Below are 17511 nucleotides of genomic sequence, written 5' to 3' on the forward strand. Positions count from 1 at the left end.
TGTTTTCTCCCTCTCCCCGTGGGAGAGGGCCGGGGTGAGGGCATCAGACCGCACCTTCCTCCCCTCACCCTCTCCCCATAGGGGAGAGGGGATAAAACAAACCAACCTTACCTCTGGAGATTTCTGTGATGAATAACGATATTTGTCAGCAGATAGAGAATAGTGCGCACTACAGGGAGCTCGTCGATAAGCGGCAACGGTTTGCCTTCACCCTTTCCATCATCATGCTGATTATCTATGTCGGCTTTATTCTGCTGATCGCCTTTGCGCCGCACTGGCTGGGCACCCCGTTACATGAGGGCACCAGCGTGACGCGCGGTATCCCCATTGGCATTGGCGTGATCGTGATTTCATTTGTGCTGACCGGCGTCTACGTCTGGCGCGCGAACGGTGAGTTCGATCGTCTTAATAAAGCGGTACTGCAAGAGGTAAAAGCATCATGAAGCGAGTCCTGACGGCGCTAGCCGCCACACTTCCCTTTGCCGCCCACGCGGCGGATGCCATTACCGGCGAGGTACAGCGCCAGCCAACCAACTGGCAGGCGATTATCATGTTCCTGATTTTCGTGGTGCTGACGCTGTACATTACGTACTGGGCGTCGAAACGCGTTCGCTCCCGTAACGATTACTACACTGCGGGCGGCAACATTACCGGCTTCCAGAACGGCCTGGCGATTGCGGGTGACTTTATGTCCGCCGCCTCGTTCCTCGGGATCTCCGCACTGGTGTACACCTCCGGCTATGACGGCCTGATCTACTCCCTCGGCTTCCTTGTCGGCTGGCCGATCATTCTGTTCCTGATTGCCGAACGCTTGCGCAACCTGGGACGTTACACCTTCGCTGACGTGGCATCCTATCGCCTGAAGCAGGGGCCGATTCGTACCCTCTCCGCCTGCGGCTCGCTGGTGGTGGTGGCGCTGTATCTGATCGCCCAGATGGTGGGCGCGGGCAAGCTTATCGAACTGCTGTTTGGCCTGAACTACCACGTCGCGGTGGTGCTGGTGGGCGTGCTGATGGTGATGTACGTTCTGTTCGGCGGCATGCTGGCCACCACCTGGGTGCAGATCATCAAAGCCGTACTGCTGCTGTTCGGCGCGAGCTTTATGGCCTTTATGGTGATGAAGCACGTCGGCTTCAGCTTCAATAACCTGTTCACCGAAGCGATGGCTGTCCACCCGAAAGGAGAAGCGATCATGAGCCCGGGCGGGCTGGTGAAAGATCCGATCTCCGCGCTCTCTCTCGGTCTCGGCCTGATGTTTGGTACCGCTGGCCTGCCGCACATTCTGATGCGTTTCTTCACGGTGTCAGACGCGCGTGAAGCACGTAAGAGCGTCTTCTACGCCACCGGCTTTATGGGTTACTTCTACATCCTGACCTTTATCATCGGCTTCGGCGCGATCATGCTGGTGGGCGCGAACCCGGCGTTTAAAGACGCGGCGGGCGCGCTGATTGGTGGTAACAACATGGCGGCGGTGCACCTGGCCGACGCGGTGGGCGGCAACCTGTTCCTCGGCTTTATCTCCGCCGTGGCCTTCGCCACCATCCTTGCGGTGGTCGCCGGGCTGACGCTGGCGGGCGCGTCTGCGGTATCGCACGACCTCTACGCCAACGTCTTCCGTAAAGGCGCGAGCGAGCGCGACGAGCTGAAGGTTTCCAAAATCACCGTGCTGGTGCTGGGCGTGGTCGCTATTCTGCTGGGGATCCTGTTTGAGAAACAGAACATCGCCTTTATGGTGGGACTGGCCTTCTCAATTGCGGCAAGCTGTAACTTCCCAATCATTCTGCTCTCCATGTACTGGTCCAAACTGACCACCCGTGGGGCGATGATAGGCGGCTGGCTCGGCCTGCTGACAGCGGTAATTCTGATGATCCTCGGCCCGACCATCTGGGTGCAGATCCTCGGTCACGAAAGCGCTATCTTCCCGTACGAGTACCCGGCGCTGTTCTCCATTGCCGTGGCGTTTATCGGTATCTGGATCTTCTCGGCTACCGACAACTCGCCGGAGGGTAACCTGGAGCGTGAGAAATTCCGCGCCCAGTTTATCCGCTCACAAACCGGCCTCGGCGTTGAGCAGGGCCGCGCACACTAAGCCTTTCTCCCCGGTCACGCTGGCCGGGGAGCTTAAAACATCACCCACGCCACCAGCGGCGCAATCAGCACCATCGTCACGCCCGAGAGCATCATCACCAGGCTTGCAACGACCCCTTCCTGCTGACCCAGCTCATACGAACGCGCCGTGCCTGCCCCGTGAGATGCCGCGCCAAACCCTGCTCCTTTCGCCATCCCTTCACGGATAGAGAGCCGCAGGAACAGTACATCTCCCACCGCCATGCCAAAGACGCCCGTCACCACCACAAACAGCGCCACCAGATCCGGCTGCCCGCCGAGCGGTTTGGCGGCCGCCAGCGCAAACGGCGTGGTCACCGAGCGCACGGCCAGGCTGCGCTGAATTTCATCGGAGAGGGTAAACAGCCGCGCCAGCCAGACGGAGCTACAGACCGCCACCACCGTCGCGGTGACGACGCCCGCGCTGAGCGACATCCAGTGGCGTTTGATAATCGCCAGGTTGTCATACACCGGCACCGCAAAGGCGATAGTCGCCGGGCCGAGCAGCCACAGCAGCCAGTGGGATTCACCAATGTAGTTCTGCCAGGAGATATGGCCGAAGACCAGCATCAGCACCAGCAGGATCGGCGTGAAGACCAGCGGCATCAGCGGCAGCGTGCGAAAGCGGCGATACAGGCGCTTGTTGGCAAAGTAGATGGCGACCGTCACGATCAGGCACAACACGCTTATCTGAAAGTTAGTCATGCTTTTGCCTGCTGATTTCGAACCGGTACACCTTATCCACCACCCAGGCGGTGGCACCCAGCACCATCAGCGTGCTCAGGGCAATAACCGTGAAGATGCGCCAGCCGTCGACCATCAGCAGCTGCGCATAGTTCACCACCGCCACCACGGCCGGAACGAAGAACAGCAGCATCTCCGCCAGCAGCCAGCGCGCGCCGGCGCGCACCCAGCTGAGGGGCAACGCGCGGCAGAGGATCAGCACCAGCATCAGCACCATTCCCACCAGGTTGGCGGGTAAAGGCAGATGCAGCCAGTCGACAAGGTATTCCGCAAAAATAAACAGTCCCGCGTAGAGCAGTACCTGAACCGGGACCTGGAGTCGTTGCACAACGGCAGGCGTAACACGGCTTAACGCCACGGCCATGGGGGTTTTCCTCAGAAATGAGACGAGGCGCCAGTATAGTGAGCGTACGTCATCGACTGAAATGAATTAAAATCATCGAAGGTATAGTTTCGAGGAATAATCATGGACATAAGAACGCTGCGCTATTTTGTCGAGGTGGTTCGCCAGCAAAGTTTTACCCGCGCAGCGGAGAAGTTGTTCGTTACCCAGCCAACCATCAGCAAGATGCTGAAAAACCTCGAAGACGAGCTGAACTGTACCCTGCTGATCCGCGACGGACGCAAGCTGCTGCTGACCGATACCGGACGCGTGGTGTTCGAGCGCGGGCTGGCGATCCTGGCGGAGTTTCGCCAGCTTGAGGCCGAGCTTGCGGACATCAACCACCTGACGAAAGGTCTGCTGCGGCTCGGCATTCCGCCGATGGTCGGCATGATGATGGCCGGGCCGATAAGCCTGTTTCGCCAGCGTTACCCTGGCGTTGAGCTCAAAATTTCTGAATTTGGCGGCCTGACCGTGCAGCAGGCGGTGATCAACGGCGAGCTGGACGTGGCGATGACGGCCCTTCCCGTGGAGGAAGAGAGCGGGCTGGCAACGCTGCCGCTGTTCAGCCATCCGCTGTGCGTGCTGGTGCCCCGCTCCGGCGACTGGCTGAAGATAGACTCAGTGAAGCCCGATCTGCTCGGTGAACACCCGCTGCTGATCTACAACGAAGACTTCGCCTTAAGCCGCCAGCTGATGACCCTGTTTAACCACCATAACGTGAAGCCCCGCATTGCGGTGCGCAGCGGCCAGTGGGATTTCCTGGCGGCGATGGTGCAGGCGGGCGTGGGAATTGCCATTCTGCCGCAGCCGATCTGCGAGCGGCTGGATAAAAACACGCTGCGCTGGATCCCGCTGGAGAGTGACCTGCACTGGCAGTTGGGGATGATTTGGCGTGAAGGGGTGTATCTTTCGCACAGCGCACAGGCGTGGCTGCAATGTTGTGAGGGGTTTTGGGTGCGGTCTGAATAGTGCCGGGTGGCGGCTTCGCCTTACCCGGCCTACGGTTCAAACGTAGGCCCGGTAAGCGCAGCGCCACCGGGCAACAACGCGCTACTGATTCTCTATTAACAGCGCTTCTAACAGGTCCAGATCGTGCAGCAGCTTTTGCAGCGTCTCGTTGCTGATCTGACGCGTCGCGCGCAGGTGATACAGCTCGGCACGCTCGGAGCGCAGCGCCGCCAGGCGGAAACGACGCTCGAGGTTCTCTTCCTGCAGCGAGCTTTCCACGTCGTTACGTCCGTCAGCACGACGGCGCAAATTACCAATTACGCGTGAACTGACTTCCTTCAGCAGCTGGTTATCAATGTTCTCTTCGGCATCGGCAGCCAGACGCTCCTCCATCTTCTCAATGGCCACTATCGCCACTTCCGCCGTCGCCGCGCGGGCTATCCGCTCCTCTTTGTGCTGTTGGGTCGAGTCACCGGCATCAATGTGCTGGAGTAAAATCGGCAGCATAATCACGCCGACAAACAGCGAGAAGAGGATCACGCCCGCCGCCAGGAACACCAGCTCGTAGCGCGCCGGGAAGACGTCGCCCGTCGGCAGCAGCAGCGGAATAGAGAGCACACCGGCGAGGGTTATCGCCCCGCGTACGCCCGCGAAGGAGGCAATCAGCAGCTCGCGCGTGGTCCAGGAGCCGAACTCCATCGGCTTTTTGGTCAGGAAGCGGACGCTGAACTTTTTCATCGTCCACAGCCAGCCGAAACGCACCAGCATTAATGCCATGTAGATCAGCACTATATCGGTAAACAGCATCCAGACTTCAACGTTTGGATCCGCCTCCGCCGCGATCAGCGAGGATTCCATAATGCCCGGCAGCTGCAGGCCCAGCAGCAGGAAGACCATGCCGTTAAAGACAAATTCCAGCATCGCCCAGGTGCTGTTGGCGCGCAGGCGCATCGCCAGCGGCGCGCGGCGCATCACGCCGGAGCGGGTGATGGTCATCCCCGCCGCTACCGCCGCCAGAATGCCCGAGACGCCGATATGTTCAGCGATAAGGTAAGAGGCAAACGGCAGCAGGAACAGCAGAACGATTTGCGTCGCCGGTTCATCGCCGCCCCAGCGGCTGAGGAAGCGCAGCGAACGACCATACAGCCAGCTCACCACGAAACCCGCGAGAATACCGCCAATCGCCACCTTGAAGAATTCCAGGGTCGCGCCACCAATGGTAAAGACCATGGTGCCCATGGCTACCGCCACGGCAAACTTCAGGGCCACCAGGCCGGAAGCGTCGTTCATTAACGCCTCGCCCTGCAAAATGCCCATTATTTTCTTCGGAATGCGCCCTTCACCCACAATGCCGGAAAGGGCCACGGCGTCGGTCGGCGACAGCACGGCGGCCAGCGCAAAGGCGGGTATTAACGGGATACCCGGTACGGCCCAGTAGATCAGGAAACCAATCCCGACCACGGTAACGACCACCAGCGCCAGCGCCAGGCCGAAGATCTCTCGCCCATGCTCAAGAAATTCGCGCGTCGGCGTTTTCCACCCATCGGCAAACAGCAGCGGCGGGATAAACAGCACGAGGAACAGTTCCGGATCGAACTCCACGTGCAGACCGAACGTCGGCCACGCCAGCAGCGCACCGATGGCTATTTGCATTAAAGGCAGGGGGACCTGGAAGGGCAGTACGCGTGTAACCACCCCGGATAATGAGACCACAAGGGTCATGATGAGTATTGTGAAGAAAATTTCCATGCGTTCCCTGTTTGCTGTGTTTCTTTTTAAGCCAAACCTGAGGCGTCGTGCCTCTTATTCTATCCTCTCCAGAGTAACGCAAAAGGCAACGGGATGAGTCCTGAAAATAAAAACGGGCGGCCTGAGCCACCCGTTTTCGCATCAATGGATAACTCAGATTGCCCAGCCGCCCGCGTAGAAGGCGACCAACGCAACGGCGATCACCACGGTGCCGATGTTCAGCTTGCGCCACTCACCGGAGACCAGGCGGCCAATCACCAGCGAGGCAAAGCCGATCATAATGCCGGTCACGATGTTACAGGTCAGGACGATAAACACTGCGGTAATCAGGCCGGACATCGCTTCCACGAAGTCCGCAAAATCGATTTTCGCCACGTTGCTCAGCATCAGCAGGCCGACGTACATCAGCGCTGGCGCGGTCGCATACGCAGGTACCAGGTAGGAGAGCGGAGAGAGGAACAGGATCAGCAGGAACAGCACGCCGACGGTGATGGCCGTCAGACCGGTTTTACCGCCTGCCGCCGTACCCGCTGCAGATTCGATATACACCGCCGCAGGCGCCGCACCCACCAGACCAGAGAAGACGCTGCTCAGGGAGTCGGTGGTCAGCGCTTTGCCGCCATCAATAATCTGACCGTCTTTATCCAGCAGGTTGGCCTGACCGGCCACCGCGCGAATGGTACCGGTGGCGTCAAATACCGCGGTCATCACCAGCGCCAGCACGCTTGGCAGGATCACCGGGTTCAGCGCGCCGACGATATCCAGGCTGCCGATCAGGGAGTTGCCTTTGTCATCGCTCAGCGACGGCATGGCGAAAATACCGGAGAAGTGAACGGTCGGATCGAAAATCAGGCCGACAATAGAAATGCCAATAATGGTCAGCAAAATGCCGCCCGGCACCTTCAGTTTTTCCAGGCCGATAATCACCGCCAGACCGATGAGCGACATAATGACCGGGAAGCTCGCGAAATGACCGAGCGCTACCGGCAGGCCGTCCAGCGGGTTCTTGATGACCAGACCCACGCCGTTGGCAGCGATCAGCAGCAGGAACAGGCCGATACCGATACCGGTGCCGTGCGCCACGCCCTGCGGCAGGTTGCGCAAAATCCAGCTACGGATGCCGGTGGCAGAAATAACGGTAAACAGTACGCCCATCAGGAACACGGCGCCGAGGGCAACCGGTACGCTGATCTGCTGGCCCAGCACCAGACTGAACGCGGTAAAGGCGGTCAAAGAGATGGCGCAACCAATCGCCAGCGGCAGGTTCGCCCACAGGCCCATTACGATGGAGCCCACGCCGGCCACCAGGCAGGTGGCGACAAAGACAGCCGCAGGCGGGAAGCCCGCCTTGCCCAGCATGCCCGGCACCACGATGACGGAGTAAACCATCGCCAGAAACGTGGTCAGACCGGCAACGACTTCCTGGCGCACGGTGCTGCCACGAGCCGAAATTTTAAACATGGCGTCAAGTGAACCGCCGGTACGCGCAGATGGCGTAGACATAGAAAACATCCCCTGAGAGTTTTTATAGAACGTCCATAAGCGTGGTGGAGACACCGCTGCCAGCTAAAACGTCAAATCCGTGTGTTGCGTTTGCGACGAAAGGGCGTCACAAAAAAAGCAAACGTTTAGCTCCGCGCTTATAAAACGGGTGGTCAAATTAAGGCAAACGATTATCCAGCCTAATACCCGCCCTTTTCAACTGAACTTTGTCGTTTTTCGCTAAAATTCACTTATGACGATGAAGAAATAAACAGAGGATGCGCAAACGTTATCGTCTATGCGCAATTTGTTTACATTTCAATCCTCGCCCGGGATCGTTAACGGGCCACCTTGTTGCAGGGTTCTTTGCCAGCCAGGACTAGTTTCCACTTTTTGCTTCCATGCCTGAATATGCGGAAGATTAGCAATGCCGCCGCGCGCCAGCAGGGCAAAGAGGGGGAAGCTCATCTGAATGTCGGCCATGCTTAACGTCTCTCCGGCAAACCAGCTGTTTTTAGCAAGATGTGAGTCAATAAAGCGCGCATGGGTCTCCAGCTGGGGGTTGAGATACGCTTTCTGTACCCCCTGCCCCAGCGCCTTGCCCAGCGTTCGGATGCCAAACGGCACGGGCGGTTTGCCCAGGCTGCTGAAGACCAGCTTCATGAGCAGCAGCGGCATCAGCGACCCTTCTGCGTAATGCAGCCAGAAGCGGTATTGCACCTTATGCGCGGGGTCTAAAGGCTTCAGCCGCGATTCGGCATCATAGGTTTCCTGCAGATATTCCAGAATGGCGCCTGACTCCGCAAGGATCAGCCCGTTATCTTCAATGACCGGCGATTTGCCCAACGGATGCACCTTTTTGAGGGACTCGGGTGCCAGCATGTTCTTTTCGCGCTGGTAGTGAACAATCTCATAAGGCAGGGCGAGCTCTTCCAGCGCCCAGATCACGCGGTGCGAGCGCGACTGGTTAAGGTGATGTACCGTGAGCATGATTTTCTCCTGTTATTCATACTTTTTAACTATAGAAAATCGAACAACACCGCGAAAAAATTTCGTCTAAAAAACGGCTAGCGCGGCTGGCGAAAAAACGGGTCTTGCATAGAATTAAAGTGTCAGCACAATCCGGAACCTCCCCAACCAGCTCGACACGAGGGGTGCTGATGTCGGGGGAAACCCTCCCGTGAACCAGCGGGATAGAGAGAAAGACAAAGACCGGGAAAAACTAAAGCGCCCTTAGTGGCGCTTTAGTTCTTTATTATGCTTTTTGCCGCAAGAACTTAATCCTCCTCCAGCAACCGCGCCCCGGTCCCCTGCTCGCCCAGCCTGTCGCCAGGGTTACGTAGCGGGCAGTCGCTACGGGACAGGCAGCCGCAGCCGATACAGCCGTCCAGCTCGTCACGCAGCGCCACCAGCGTGTGGATACGCCTGTCCAGCTCTTCACGCCACTGGGACGAAAGCTCTTTCCACTCTTTCGGGCTAAGCGTGTGCCCTTCCGGCAACACGCCGAATGCCTCACCGATCGTCGCCAGGGGAATGCCGATGCGTTGCGCAATTTTGATAATCGCCACGTAGCGGAGCACGTCACGGGTGTAGCGGCGCTGGTTTCCGCCGTTACGGATGCTTTTAATTAACCCTTTGCTTTCATAGAAGTGGAGCGCCGATACCGCAACACCGCTTCGCTTTGCCACTTCGCCGGGGGTTAAAAGCGCTTTAATGCGCGGCAATCTCTTTTCCATAAAACCTCTTTACCTCAAGTTAACTTGAGGAATTATACTCCCCCGCAGAGAAAACGACGAATCAACCGAGAAAGTTGTATCTACAGAGGGGCAACCTTATGTCGCATCAGCAAATTATTCAGACACTTATTGAATGGATTGACGATCATATCGACCAACCGTTGAACATTGATGTGGTCGCAAAAAAATCGGGCTATTCGAAATGGTATTTACAGAGAATGTTCCGTACGGTCATGCACCAGACGCTGGGGGAGTACATTCGCCAGCGCAGGCTCCTGCTGGCGGCGCAGGCGTTACGCTCAACGCAGCGGCCGATTTTTGATATCGCGATGGATCTTGGCTATGTTTCGCAACAAACCTTTTCCCGTGTGTTTCGCCGCGAGTTTGACCGTACGCCGAGCGATTATCGCCACCAGTTGAATTAATGCATATCAGTGCAAAGGTTGCTGCTGCCAGGTCATAAACTCCTGGGGCGGCATCGCTTTCGCGAAGTGCCATCCCTGACAGAACTCAACGCCGCGCTTCAACAGCCAGCTCACCTGCTCAGCCGTCTCAACCCCTTCCGCAATGGTTTTAAGCCGTAGGCTTTGCGCCATCTCGATAATATGCTCGGCGATCAGGTGGCTGGTACTGTTGGTGGTTAAGGTGTCGATAAACGATTTATCGATTTTCAGAATATCCACGTTCAACGAGTAGAGGTTGTGCAGGTTGGAATAACCGGTCCCGAAATCATCGATCGCCACTTCATAGCCCGCCTGACGGAAGGCCTGAATCACCGGCGTGGTTTTTGGCACATCGATAAAGCCGCGTTCCGTCACTTCGATTTTAATTTGCTGGGCGCGTACGGCGTAGTGCCGGGCCTTGTCAGAAATCATGGCGATCAGCCGCGAGGAGTGGAAGTCCGTGGCCGACAGGTTGATCGAAATATAGAGATGCGGATGCGCCGCCAGGAAATGGCCCAGATCGCTGAACACCTCCTCAACGACATAATCCGTAATCCGCTCGCTCATTCCCTCTTTTTCCGCAAGCGGAATAAACTCAGCCGGGCTCATTACCTGCCCATTGAAACCAGGCCAGCGCAACAGCGCCTCTGCCCCCACACACTGGTTGTTCTTGATATCAATAATCGGCTGATAGTGCACACAAAGCTGGCGCTTGTTTAGCGCCCGGTGCAGTAAGCGCCCCGGCGAATTAAGCTCACGATGGGTGCGGGACCACACCAGCAAAATAATAATGCTGCAGATCATTCCCAGCGGTAGCGTCAACGTCGCCTGGTGATAGAGCGTTTCATAAAAACGTTTATCTGACGTCGACACGATGGCGGCAATAGGCCGATTTGTCGATTTCACGACGGTATAGAAACGGTTATCTTTTTGAAATACCGATTCCTTATCCTGAATCATCGAATTTAATAAAGTCGCATTGGCTTTCTGGCTGACGGAAAAGAAGGCATTAGTTACCGTGTCGTATACCCCCCATGCGAGGGAATGATCGGTAGACATCACTTCACTGTAAGAAAGCGGATTGACCACCACGACATAATTTCCGCGCTGCATATATGTCATTTTATAGCCAGTATAAAATGGCGTATCGCGAAAATAATAGATAGCAACGTCAGGTTTACGCGTGTAATTAGCGACCGGAATGACGTAGGGTTGATCCGGTGTAAAAACGGTCGAACAAAGAAAATTCTGACCTTCTGCATAAATTAAATCGGCGACAAACAGGCGGCCACGAACAACGTTCAACATATATTGACGATGTTCCGGCGTACAACGTTCACCCTGATATTTTTCTGCCTCGCCCCTGGCCAGTTCAACTTGTTGAATTACCAGTTCTGTTTTGTCTAAAGCCAGTTCAGCAAATGTCCGTAGCTGAGCGCTCGTTTCCGACTCGGCTCGTAGCTGGGCAAACCATAGAGCAAGCATCACCGGCAGCATAACTACCATGATGATCCCTACCACTCTGAGCATTTTGCGCCGCGCGCTACGATTCATTTCCCGCCCTATATCCCTGCATGTTGTACGCCTGTAGTAATGAAGGCCGGATGCTTTGTTAAACAGGTGATTACGTTGCATGAATCATGCGAAGTTAGCAACTGACTTTTAGTATTAAAAATCTTAAATTTCGTTATGACGATAATATTTTCCCGTAAGCTAAACTGTAAGTATTCGTTCCGTTTTAATTAAGGAAAATAATTATCCATCGCGTACGGGAGGTTTGAAGAGAACACAACAGAGGATCGCTGATTAAGCAAAACTTCTGGCGGCATGAAAAAAGTACAACACCAACGTGACGTTTTATCCTATTTCTGCGGGTATATTTTGTTCGTTGTTTTATAAATAATCAGACATCACCACAATATTATCAGAAAATAATGCGCCCCCTAAAAACGGCACGGCTGGCCGTCTCTCTGCCTTCAGATGCTCTTCCCCACTTACCCGACGGGATTACCTCAGCGCGTTGTGGATCCGCCTCCCCCCCTGTCCGAAGGCGGTCCCGAACCGCATGCTCTTTTTTCGGGTAATAAAATCCCCTTTTTTGGCTACGCAGGCACTGGCGAATAAATCAACAAATGTGATATAGTTCACACATATTGTGTAACGAGAAACACTGTTTCATTCAGTTCGTCTGTTTTGTAGAGGATGGGTTTTATGGCAACCATTACTACCAGCATGGTTCTCCTGCGCTGGCCCTTGTTGAGCGCGGTTTTGATGTTTTTAGCCAGCACGCTGAACATTCAGTTTCGTAAATCCGACTACGCGGGTCTTGCCGTCATAAGTACCCTGTTAGGGCTTGGCGCGGCCTGCTGGTTCGCAACGGGCCTGCTGGGCATTACCCTGCTGGATATGGCCGCGGTCTGGGAAAATATAAAAGTGGTGATGGTTGAGGCGATGAACCACACCCCACCAGACTGGCCGATGGTGATTACCTGATCTCTTCAGCAATAAAAAAACCCAGACGATGTCTGGGTTTTTTTTAGCATCCGTTGATCAGAACGGGATATCGTCGTCGAAGTCCATTGGCGGTTCGTTAGACGGAGCAGGAGCAGACTGCTGCTGCGGACGAGACTGCGCGCCGCCGCTGAACTGGTTGCCGCCCTGCGGCTGCTTAGGCTGACCCCAACCACCCTGCTGCTGGTTCTGACCGCCACCTGCCGGTGCGCCACCGCCCTGACGGCCACCCAGCATTTGCATGGTGCCGCCCACGTTCACCACCACTTCCGTGGTGTATTTTTCCTGACCGGATTGGTCGGTCCATTTGCGGGTACGCAGCTGGCCTTCGATATAGACCTGAGAACCTTTACGCAGATACTCACCGGCTACTTCTGCCAGTTTGCCAAACAGCACAACGCGGTGCCATTCGGTCTGCTCTTTCATTTCACCGGTCGCTTTATCACGCCAGGATTCGGAAGTAGCCAGCGTAATGTTGGCAACTGCGCCACCACTCGGCATGTAGCGTACTTCCGGGTCCTGGCCCAGATTACCGACGAGAATCACCTTGTTTACGCCTCTGCTGGCCATGTTCGTGTCTCCTGAATACGTTTCTTAATAGTGTAAACGCGCGAGTGTACCATTTCCATGCTGCACTTTGATAGTTGCGTAGCACGTTCCAGAGTTCTCCCGTGAACTCAACATTGTTACACAGTGAATCAGAAAATGCATTCCAATACTGTATATTCAAACAGGTCATTTTGTGTCATAATTAGCCGTTTCTGACAGCCGTTTGTCCTTCAAACAAACCAGGCAATCCGTGTTCCAACCGGGAAAGGTGAATGGATAAGATCGAAGTTCGGGGCGCCCGCACCCATAATCTCAAGAATATCAACCTCATAATCCCTCGCGACAAACTCATCGTCGTGACCGGGCTTTCGGGGTCTGGCAAATCCTCACTGGCTTTCGACACTTTGTATGCCGAAGGACAGCGTCGTTACGTCGAATCTCTCTCGGCGTACGCGCGTCAGTTCCTGTCGCTGATGGAAAAACCGGATGTCGATCATATTGAAGGGTTATCGCCTGCTATCTCTATTGAGCAGAAGTCTACCTCGCATAACCCGCGTTCAACGGTCGGTACCATTACCGAAATTCACGACTACCTGCGTCTGCTGTATGCCCGCGTGGGTGAGCCGCGCTGCCCGGACCACGATGTCCCGCTGGCGGCACAGACCGTGAGCCAGATGGTGGATAACGTGCTGTCGCAGCCGGAAGGCAAACGCCTGATGCTGCTGGCACCGATCATCAAAGAGCGTAAAGGCGAGCACACCAAAACGCTGGAGAACCTGGCAAGCCAGGGCTATATCCGCGCCCGTATCGACGGCGAAGTGTGTGACCTGTCCGATCCGCCAAAGCTTGAGCTGCAAAAGAAACACACCATCGAAGTGGTGATTGACCGCTTTAAGGTGCGTGACGATCTCGCCACGCGTCTGGCTGAATCCTTTGAAACCGCGCTGGAACTCTCTGGCGGCACGGCCGTGGTCTCCGACATGGACGACCCGAAAGCGGAAGAGCTGCTCTTCTCCGCCAACTTCGCCTGCCCGATTTGCGGCTACAGCATGCGCGAGCTGGAACCGCGCCTGTTCTCGTTCAACAACCCGGCGGGCGCGTGCCCGACCTGTGACGGTCTGGGCGTGCAGCAGTATTTCGATCCGGATCGCGTGATCCAGAACCCCGAGCTGTCGCTCGCGGGCGGTGCGATTCGCGGCTGGGATAAGCGTAACTTCTACTACTTCCAGATGCTGAAGTCGCTGGCGGAGCACTACAAATTCGACGTTGAAGCGCCGTGGGCGACCCTGAGCCCGAACGTGCACAAAGTGATCCTGTTCGGTTCCGGCAAAGAGAACATCGAGTTCAAATACATGAACGATCGCGGCGATACCTCCGTGCGTCGCCACCCGTTCGAAGGGGTGCTGCACAATATGGAGCGCCGCTACAAAGAGACCGAATCCAGCGCGGTGCGCGAGGAGCTGGCGAAGTTCATCAGCAACCGCTCCTGCGCCACCTGCGAGGGCACGCGTCTGCGTCGCGAAGCGCGCCACGTGTTTGTGGAAAACACGGCGCTGCCGACCATCTCAGACATGAGCATCGGCCACGCAATGGACTTCTTCAACAACCTGAAGCTTTCCGGCCAGCGTGCGAAAATCGCCGAAAAAGTGCTGAAAGAGATCGGCGATCGCCTCAAGTTCCTCGTGAACGTTGGCCTGAACTACCTGACGCTTTCCCGCTCGGCGGAAACGCTCTCCGGCGGTGAAGCCCAGCGTATCCGTCTGGCGAGCCAGATTGGCGCGGGCTTAGTCGGCGTGATGTACGTGCTGGATGAACCGTCCATCGGCCTGCACCAGCGCGACAACGAGCGTCTGCTCGGCACGCTGATCCACCTGCGCAATCTCGGCAACACGGTAATCGTGGTGGAGCACGACGAAGACGCAATTCGCGCCGCAGACCACGTGATCGACATCGGCCCGGGCGCGGGCGTGCACGGCGGCCAGGTGGTGGCGGAAGGTACGCTGAAGGACATTATGGCGGTGCCCGAGTCGCTGACCGGCCAGTACATGAGCGGCAAGCGCAAAATTGAAGTGCCAAAACAGCGCGTCGCGGCGAACCCGGAAAAAGTGCTGAAGCTCACAGGGGCGCGCGGCAACAATCTGAAGGACGTCACCCTGACGCTGCCGGTTGGCCTGTTTACCTGCATTACCGGCGTGTCCGGTTCCGGTAAATCGACGCTGATCAACGATACGCTGTTCCCGATTGCGCAGAGGGCGCTGAACGGCGCGACGCTGGCCGAGCCTGCACCGTACCGCGATATTCAGGGGCTGGAGCATTTCGACAAGGTTATCGACATCGACCAGAGCCCGATTGGCCGTACGCCGCGTTCCAACCCGGCGACCTATACCGGCGTCTTCACGCCCGTACGTGAACTCTTCGCTGGCGTACCGGAAGCGCGTTCGCGCGGGTATACGCCAGGACGTTTCAGCTTTAACGTGCGCGGCGGCCGCTGTGAAGCGTGCCAAGGCGACGGCGTGATCAAGGTTGAGATGCACTTCCTGCCGGATATCTACGTGCCGTGCGACCAGTGCAAAGGCAAGCGCTATAACCGCGAAACGCTGGAGATTAAGTACAAAGGCAAGACCATCCACGAAGTGCTGGACATGACCATCGAAGAGGCGCGCGAGTTCTTTGACGCCGTCCCTGCGCTGGCGCGTAAGCTGCAGACGCTGATGGACGTAGGCCTGACCTACATTCGCCTGGGGCAGTCAGCAACAACCCTGTCCGGCGGTGAGGCGCAGCGCGTGAAGCTGGCGCGCGAGCTGTCCAAGCGTGGTACCGGCCAGACGCTCTACATTCTGGATGAGCCGACCACCGGCCTGCACTTTGCGGATATCCAGCAGCTGCTTGAGGTGCTGCACCAGCTGCGCGATCAGGGCAACACGATTGTGGTCATCGAACATAATCTGGACGTGATTAAAACCGCGGACTGGATTGTCGATCTCGGCCCGGAAGGCGGCAGCGGCGGGGGTGAAATCCTCGTCTCCGGTACGCCAGAGACCGTTGCAGAGTGCGAAGCCTCGCACACCGCGCGCTTCCTTAAACCGTTGCTGTAATTGTTACACGGAGAGCTGCTGTCGGGTCGCTTCCGGCAGCAGCTCAACCGCCTGCTTGTAGGACGCATCCACCAGATAGTAAATTTGTGAGCCGGGCAGCGAGCCGTCCAGATAAACGGTACTCCAGTGCGCCTTATTGAGGTGCTGGCTCGGCCTCACATCATCATGCTGCTGACGTAATAGATCCGCCAGTTCCGGGCTGGTTTTCAGCGACGCCGCCGGGCGCCCTTCAACCTCTTTCACCATCGCAAACAGCACGTCTCCCACTTTGATCTGCGTGGCTTTCCAGTCGCTGTGAACGCTTTGTTCCGCGCCAGGCTTGCTCATGCAGTACTGAAGTATCTCCGAAATTGTCATCTTTATTCCCCTTGTAGCGTTGCGATAATTTTACGCGAACCACCGTGAATGCGATGTTCTCCCAGCCAGATCCCTTGCCACGTGCCCAGCATTAGCCGCCCGTTATGAACCGGCAGCATCAGCGATACGCCCAGCAGAGAAGATTTGATATGCGAAGGCATGTCATCTGCGCCTTCATAATCGTGCTCGTAGGGGGCATTGTCCGGAACCGTCTTCAGGAAATGGTGTTCCATATCAGACCGGACGGTAGGGTCGCAATTTTCATTAAGCGTGAGGGAGGCTGACGTGTGCTGAAGCAGCAGATGCAGTAAACCCGTTTTGACGCGCGACAGGTCGCGGAGTTGCCCGATGACTTCGTCCGTCACAAGGTGAAATCCGCGGGGTTTAGCGCTTAAGGTCAGGGTCTGTTGATACCACATGAGCTGCTCCGTTCTGAAAGATGAATCTTTCTAAGTGTGCAGCAAGAAGGCGAAAGGTAAAACCCGCAGCGGCGGATTTGTTCAAAAAAGAATCAAACCCGCCGCTCAAGAACTAATACTCGGAGTTAACAATCACCTCCTCGCCAAACTTGCCTGCCATCGGCAGCGGTCGATAGGTCGAGTTAGAGGCACGCAGCACCCGGATCGCTCTGGCTCCCACATCCTGCGCCGCGGTAATGTCGTTATCCGAATCACCGTAGAACACTTTGATGTTTTTCTGCTCCAGCCACTGGGTTTTGGTGTTTTGTCCCTCTTTATCACCGGCAAAAATGACCGGATTCATGCTGGCTGCCGGGATCTGAAAATCGTCCTGCAGGGTTTTGGAGACGGTCTCCGTTTTGGTCTGGCTACGGCCGGTGACAAAGTAAATGCTGTCGCCGCGCTTAACGTGCATGGCGATCAGCGCGCGGGCCACCTCTTTCGGAATGCTGAACTCATCCCAGCCGTTATTCATTTTTTCCCAGAACTCCGGGTTCTTCAGATACGCTTCGCTGTCCGGAGAATACGTTTTCTTGCCACGCCAGAAGCCTGGGCTCGAGAACAGCACGGTATCGTCAATGTCGAAGCCCACGGCCATTGGCGGGCGGCCCATCAGGCTGTTTTCGATTTGGGCCACGGAAACCCAGTGAATGGGTGCCTGCTCGGCAAGGATGGCGGCGGTGGTGCCGGTGTAAAGCGGCGTCGGTGCGGAAGCTCGCGCGACGACGGCGCTATTAAGCGAGAACAATAAGCAGGCGGCGCTGAGCGCCAGTGTGATCTTGCGCATATTTTCCCCTGAATATTCAGTTTGTTATCTTTATATTTTGAGTGGATGGTCAAAAATCTATCCGACCATAACCCCGGAGGGAGGGGAAGGAAAGGAGTTTTTACTTATAAAGATGAATAAAAAGAAGACGATCACAAAGTGCCGGGGGACGTGTTTATGCG

Annotated in this window: 17 protein-coding genes; 6 read left to right on the forward strand and 11 right to left on the reverse strand. The window is 56.3% G+C overall.

Annotated features, from left to right (window positions below; all coding sequences use genetic code 11):
* Positions 1-128: 128 nt before the first annotated feature.
* Together IM303_RS18100 and actP are read left to right on the forward strand one after the other, a co-directional pair.
* Positions 129-443: a DUF485 domain-containing protein gene (locus IM303_RS18100; RefSeq protein ID WP_028015185.1), complete on the forward strand. Its 315-nt coding sequence runs from the start codon at positions 129-131 to the stop codon at positions 441-443.
* On the forward strand, positions 440-2089 hold the full coding sequence (gene actP / locus IM303_RS18105) for a cation/acetate symporter ActP (RefSeq protein WP_059357313.1): 1650 nt from the start codon (positions 440-442) through the stop codon (positions 2087-2089). The genes IM303_RS18100 and actP overlap by 4 nt, the downstream gene beginning before the upstream one ends.
* 32 nt (positions 2090-2121) lie before the next feature.
* Here actP and IM303_RS18110 read toward each other — a convergent pair whose 3' ends face one another.
* Positions 2122-2811 carry an LrgB family protein gene (locus tag IM303_RS18110; protein WP_045630755.1) on the reverse strand — a complete coding sequence of 230 codons (690 nt, stop codon included), beginning with the start codon at positions 2809-2811 and terminating at the stop codon, positions 2122-2124.
* A complete protein-coding gene (locus tag IM303_RS18115; RefSeq protein WP_048959362.1) occupies positions 2804-3214 on the reverse strand; it encodes a CidA/LrgA family protein in 411 nt (136 codons plus the stop codon). The genes IM303_RS18110 and IM303_RS18115 overlap by 8 nt, the downstream gene beginning before the upstream one ends.
* A 102-nt stretch (positions 3215-3316) precedes the next feature.
* Between IM303_RS18115 and IM303_RS18120 the strand changes: the two genes are divergently transcribed.
* A complete protein-coding gene (locus IM303_RS18120; protein WP_041911529.1) occupies positions 3317-4204 on the forward strand; it encodes a LysR family transcriptional regulator in 888 nt (295 codons plus the stop codon).
* An 81-nt stretch (positions 4205-4285) separates the two neighbouring features.
* Here IM303_RS18120 and IM303_RS18125 read toward each other — a convergent pair whose 3' ends face one another.
* The 4 genes from IM303_RS18125 to soxR all read right to left on the reverse strand — a co-directional run bounded on the left by IM303_RS18125 (position 4286) and on the right by soxR (position 9150).
* The gene (locus tag IM303_RS18125; protein ID WP_028015180.1) at positions 4286-5932 is read right to left on the reverse strand and encodes a Na+/H+ antiporter; all 1647 of its coding nucleotides are present in this window, start codon (positions 5930-5932) and stop codon (positions 4286-4288) included.
* A 153-nt stretch (positions 5933-6085) separates the two neighbouring features.
* Positions 6086-7435: a guanine/hypoxanthine transporter GhxP gene (gene ghxP / locus IM303_RS18130; protein ID WP_193360145.1), complete on the reverse strand. Its 1350-nt coding sequence runs from the start codon at positions 7433-7435 to the stop codon at positions 6086-6088.
* Between the two features lie 297 nt (positions 7436-7732).
* On the reverse strand, positions 7733-8404 hold the full coding sequence (locus tag IM303_RS18135) for a glutathione S-transferase family protein (RefSeq protein WP_028015178.1): 672 nt from the start codon (positions 8402-8404) through the stop codon (positions 7733-7735).
* A gap of 287 nt (positions 8405-8691) precedes the next feature.
* Positions 8692-9150 carry a redox-sensitive transcriptional activator SoxR gene (gene soxR / locus IM303_RS18140; RefSeq protein WP_023331806.1) on the reverse strand — a complete coding sequence of 153 codons (459 nt, stop codon included), beginning with the start codon at positions 9148-9150 and terminating at the stop codon, positions 8692-8694.
* 98 nt (positions 9151-9248) lie between these two features.
* On the opposite strand from soxR, the gene soxS reads away from it, so the two are divergent.
* Positions 9249-9575, forward strand: coding sequence for a superoxide response transcriptional regulator SoxS (soxS, locus tag IM303_RS18145; protein WP_008503387.1), 327 nt, complete (start codon positions 9249-9251; stop codon positions 9573-9575).
* Positions 9576-9581: 6 nt separating this feature from the next.
* Here soxS and IM303_RS18150 read toward each other — a convergent pair whose 3' ends face one another.
* Entirely contained in the window at positions 9582-11147 is a 1566-nt protein-coding gene (locus IM303_RS18150) for an EAL domain-containing protein (RefSeq protein WP_192987566.1), read from the reverse strand.
* A 657-nt stretch (positions 11148-11804) separates the two neighbouring features.
* On the opposite strand from IM303_RS18150, the gene IM303_RS18155 reads away from it, so the two are divergent.
* Positions 11805-12086: a YjcB family protein gene (locus IM303_RS18155; RefSeq protein WP_028015176.1), complete on the forward strand. Its 282-nt coding sequence runs from the start codon at positions 11805-11807 to the stop codon at positions 12084-12086.
* A gap of 57 nt (positions 12087-12143) precedes the next feature.
* Here IM303_RS18155 and ssb1 read toward each other — a convergent pair whose 3' ends face one another.
* Positions 12144-12674: a single-stranded DNA-binding protein SSB1 gene (gene ssb1, locus IM303_RS18160; protein ID WP_193360146.1), complete on the reverse strand. Its 531-nt coding sequence runs from the start codon at positions 12672-12674 to the stop codon at positions 12144-12146.
* 251 nt (positions 12675-12925) lie between these two features.
* Here ssb1 and uvrA point away from each other — a divergent pair, with 251 nt between their 5' ends.
* Positions 12926-15748: an excinuclease ABC subunit UvrA gene (uvrA, locus tag IM303_RS18165; protein ID WP_192987555.1), complete on the forward strand. Its 2823-nt coding sequence runs from the start codon at positions 12926-12928 to the stop codon at positions 15746-15748.
* 3 nt (positions 15749-15751) lie between these two features.
* Here uvrA and IM303_RS18170 read toward each other — a convergent pair whose 3' ends face one another.
* The 3 genes from IM303_RS18170 to aphA all read right to left on the reverse strand — a co-directional run bounded on the left by IM303_RS18170 (position 15752) and on the right by aphA (position 17350).
* Positions 15752-16105, reverse strand: coding sequence for an MmcQ/YjbR family DNA-binding protein (locus IM303_RS18170; protein ID WP_028015174.1), 354 nt, complete (start codon positions 16103-16105; stop codon positions 15752-15754).
* 2 nt (positions 16106-16107) lie between these two features.
* Entirely contained in the window at positions 16108-16524 is a 417-nt protein-coding gene (locus tag IM303_RS18175; RefSeq protein ID WP_041911536.1) for a secondary thiamine-phosphate synthase enzyme YjbQ, read from the reverse strand.
* A gap of 112 nt (positions 16525-16636) precedes the next feature.
* On the reverse strand, positions 16637-17350 hold the full coding sequence (gene aphA, locus IM303_RS18180; RefSeq protein WP_041911537.1) for an acid phosphatase AphA: 714 nt from the start codon (positions 17348-17350) through the stop codon (positions 16637-16639).
* Positions 17351-17511: the final 161 nt, after the last annotated feature.

Source organism: Enterobacter cloacae complex sp. P38RS, assembly GCF_014930775.1.
In the GTDB taxonomy this organism is placed as follows: Bacteria; Pseudomonadota; Gammaproteobacteria; order Enterobacterales; family Enterobacteriaceae; genus Enterobacter; species Enterobacter bugandensis.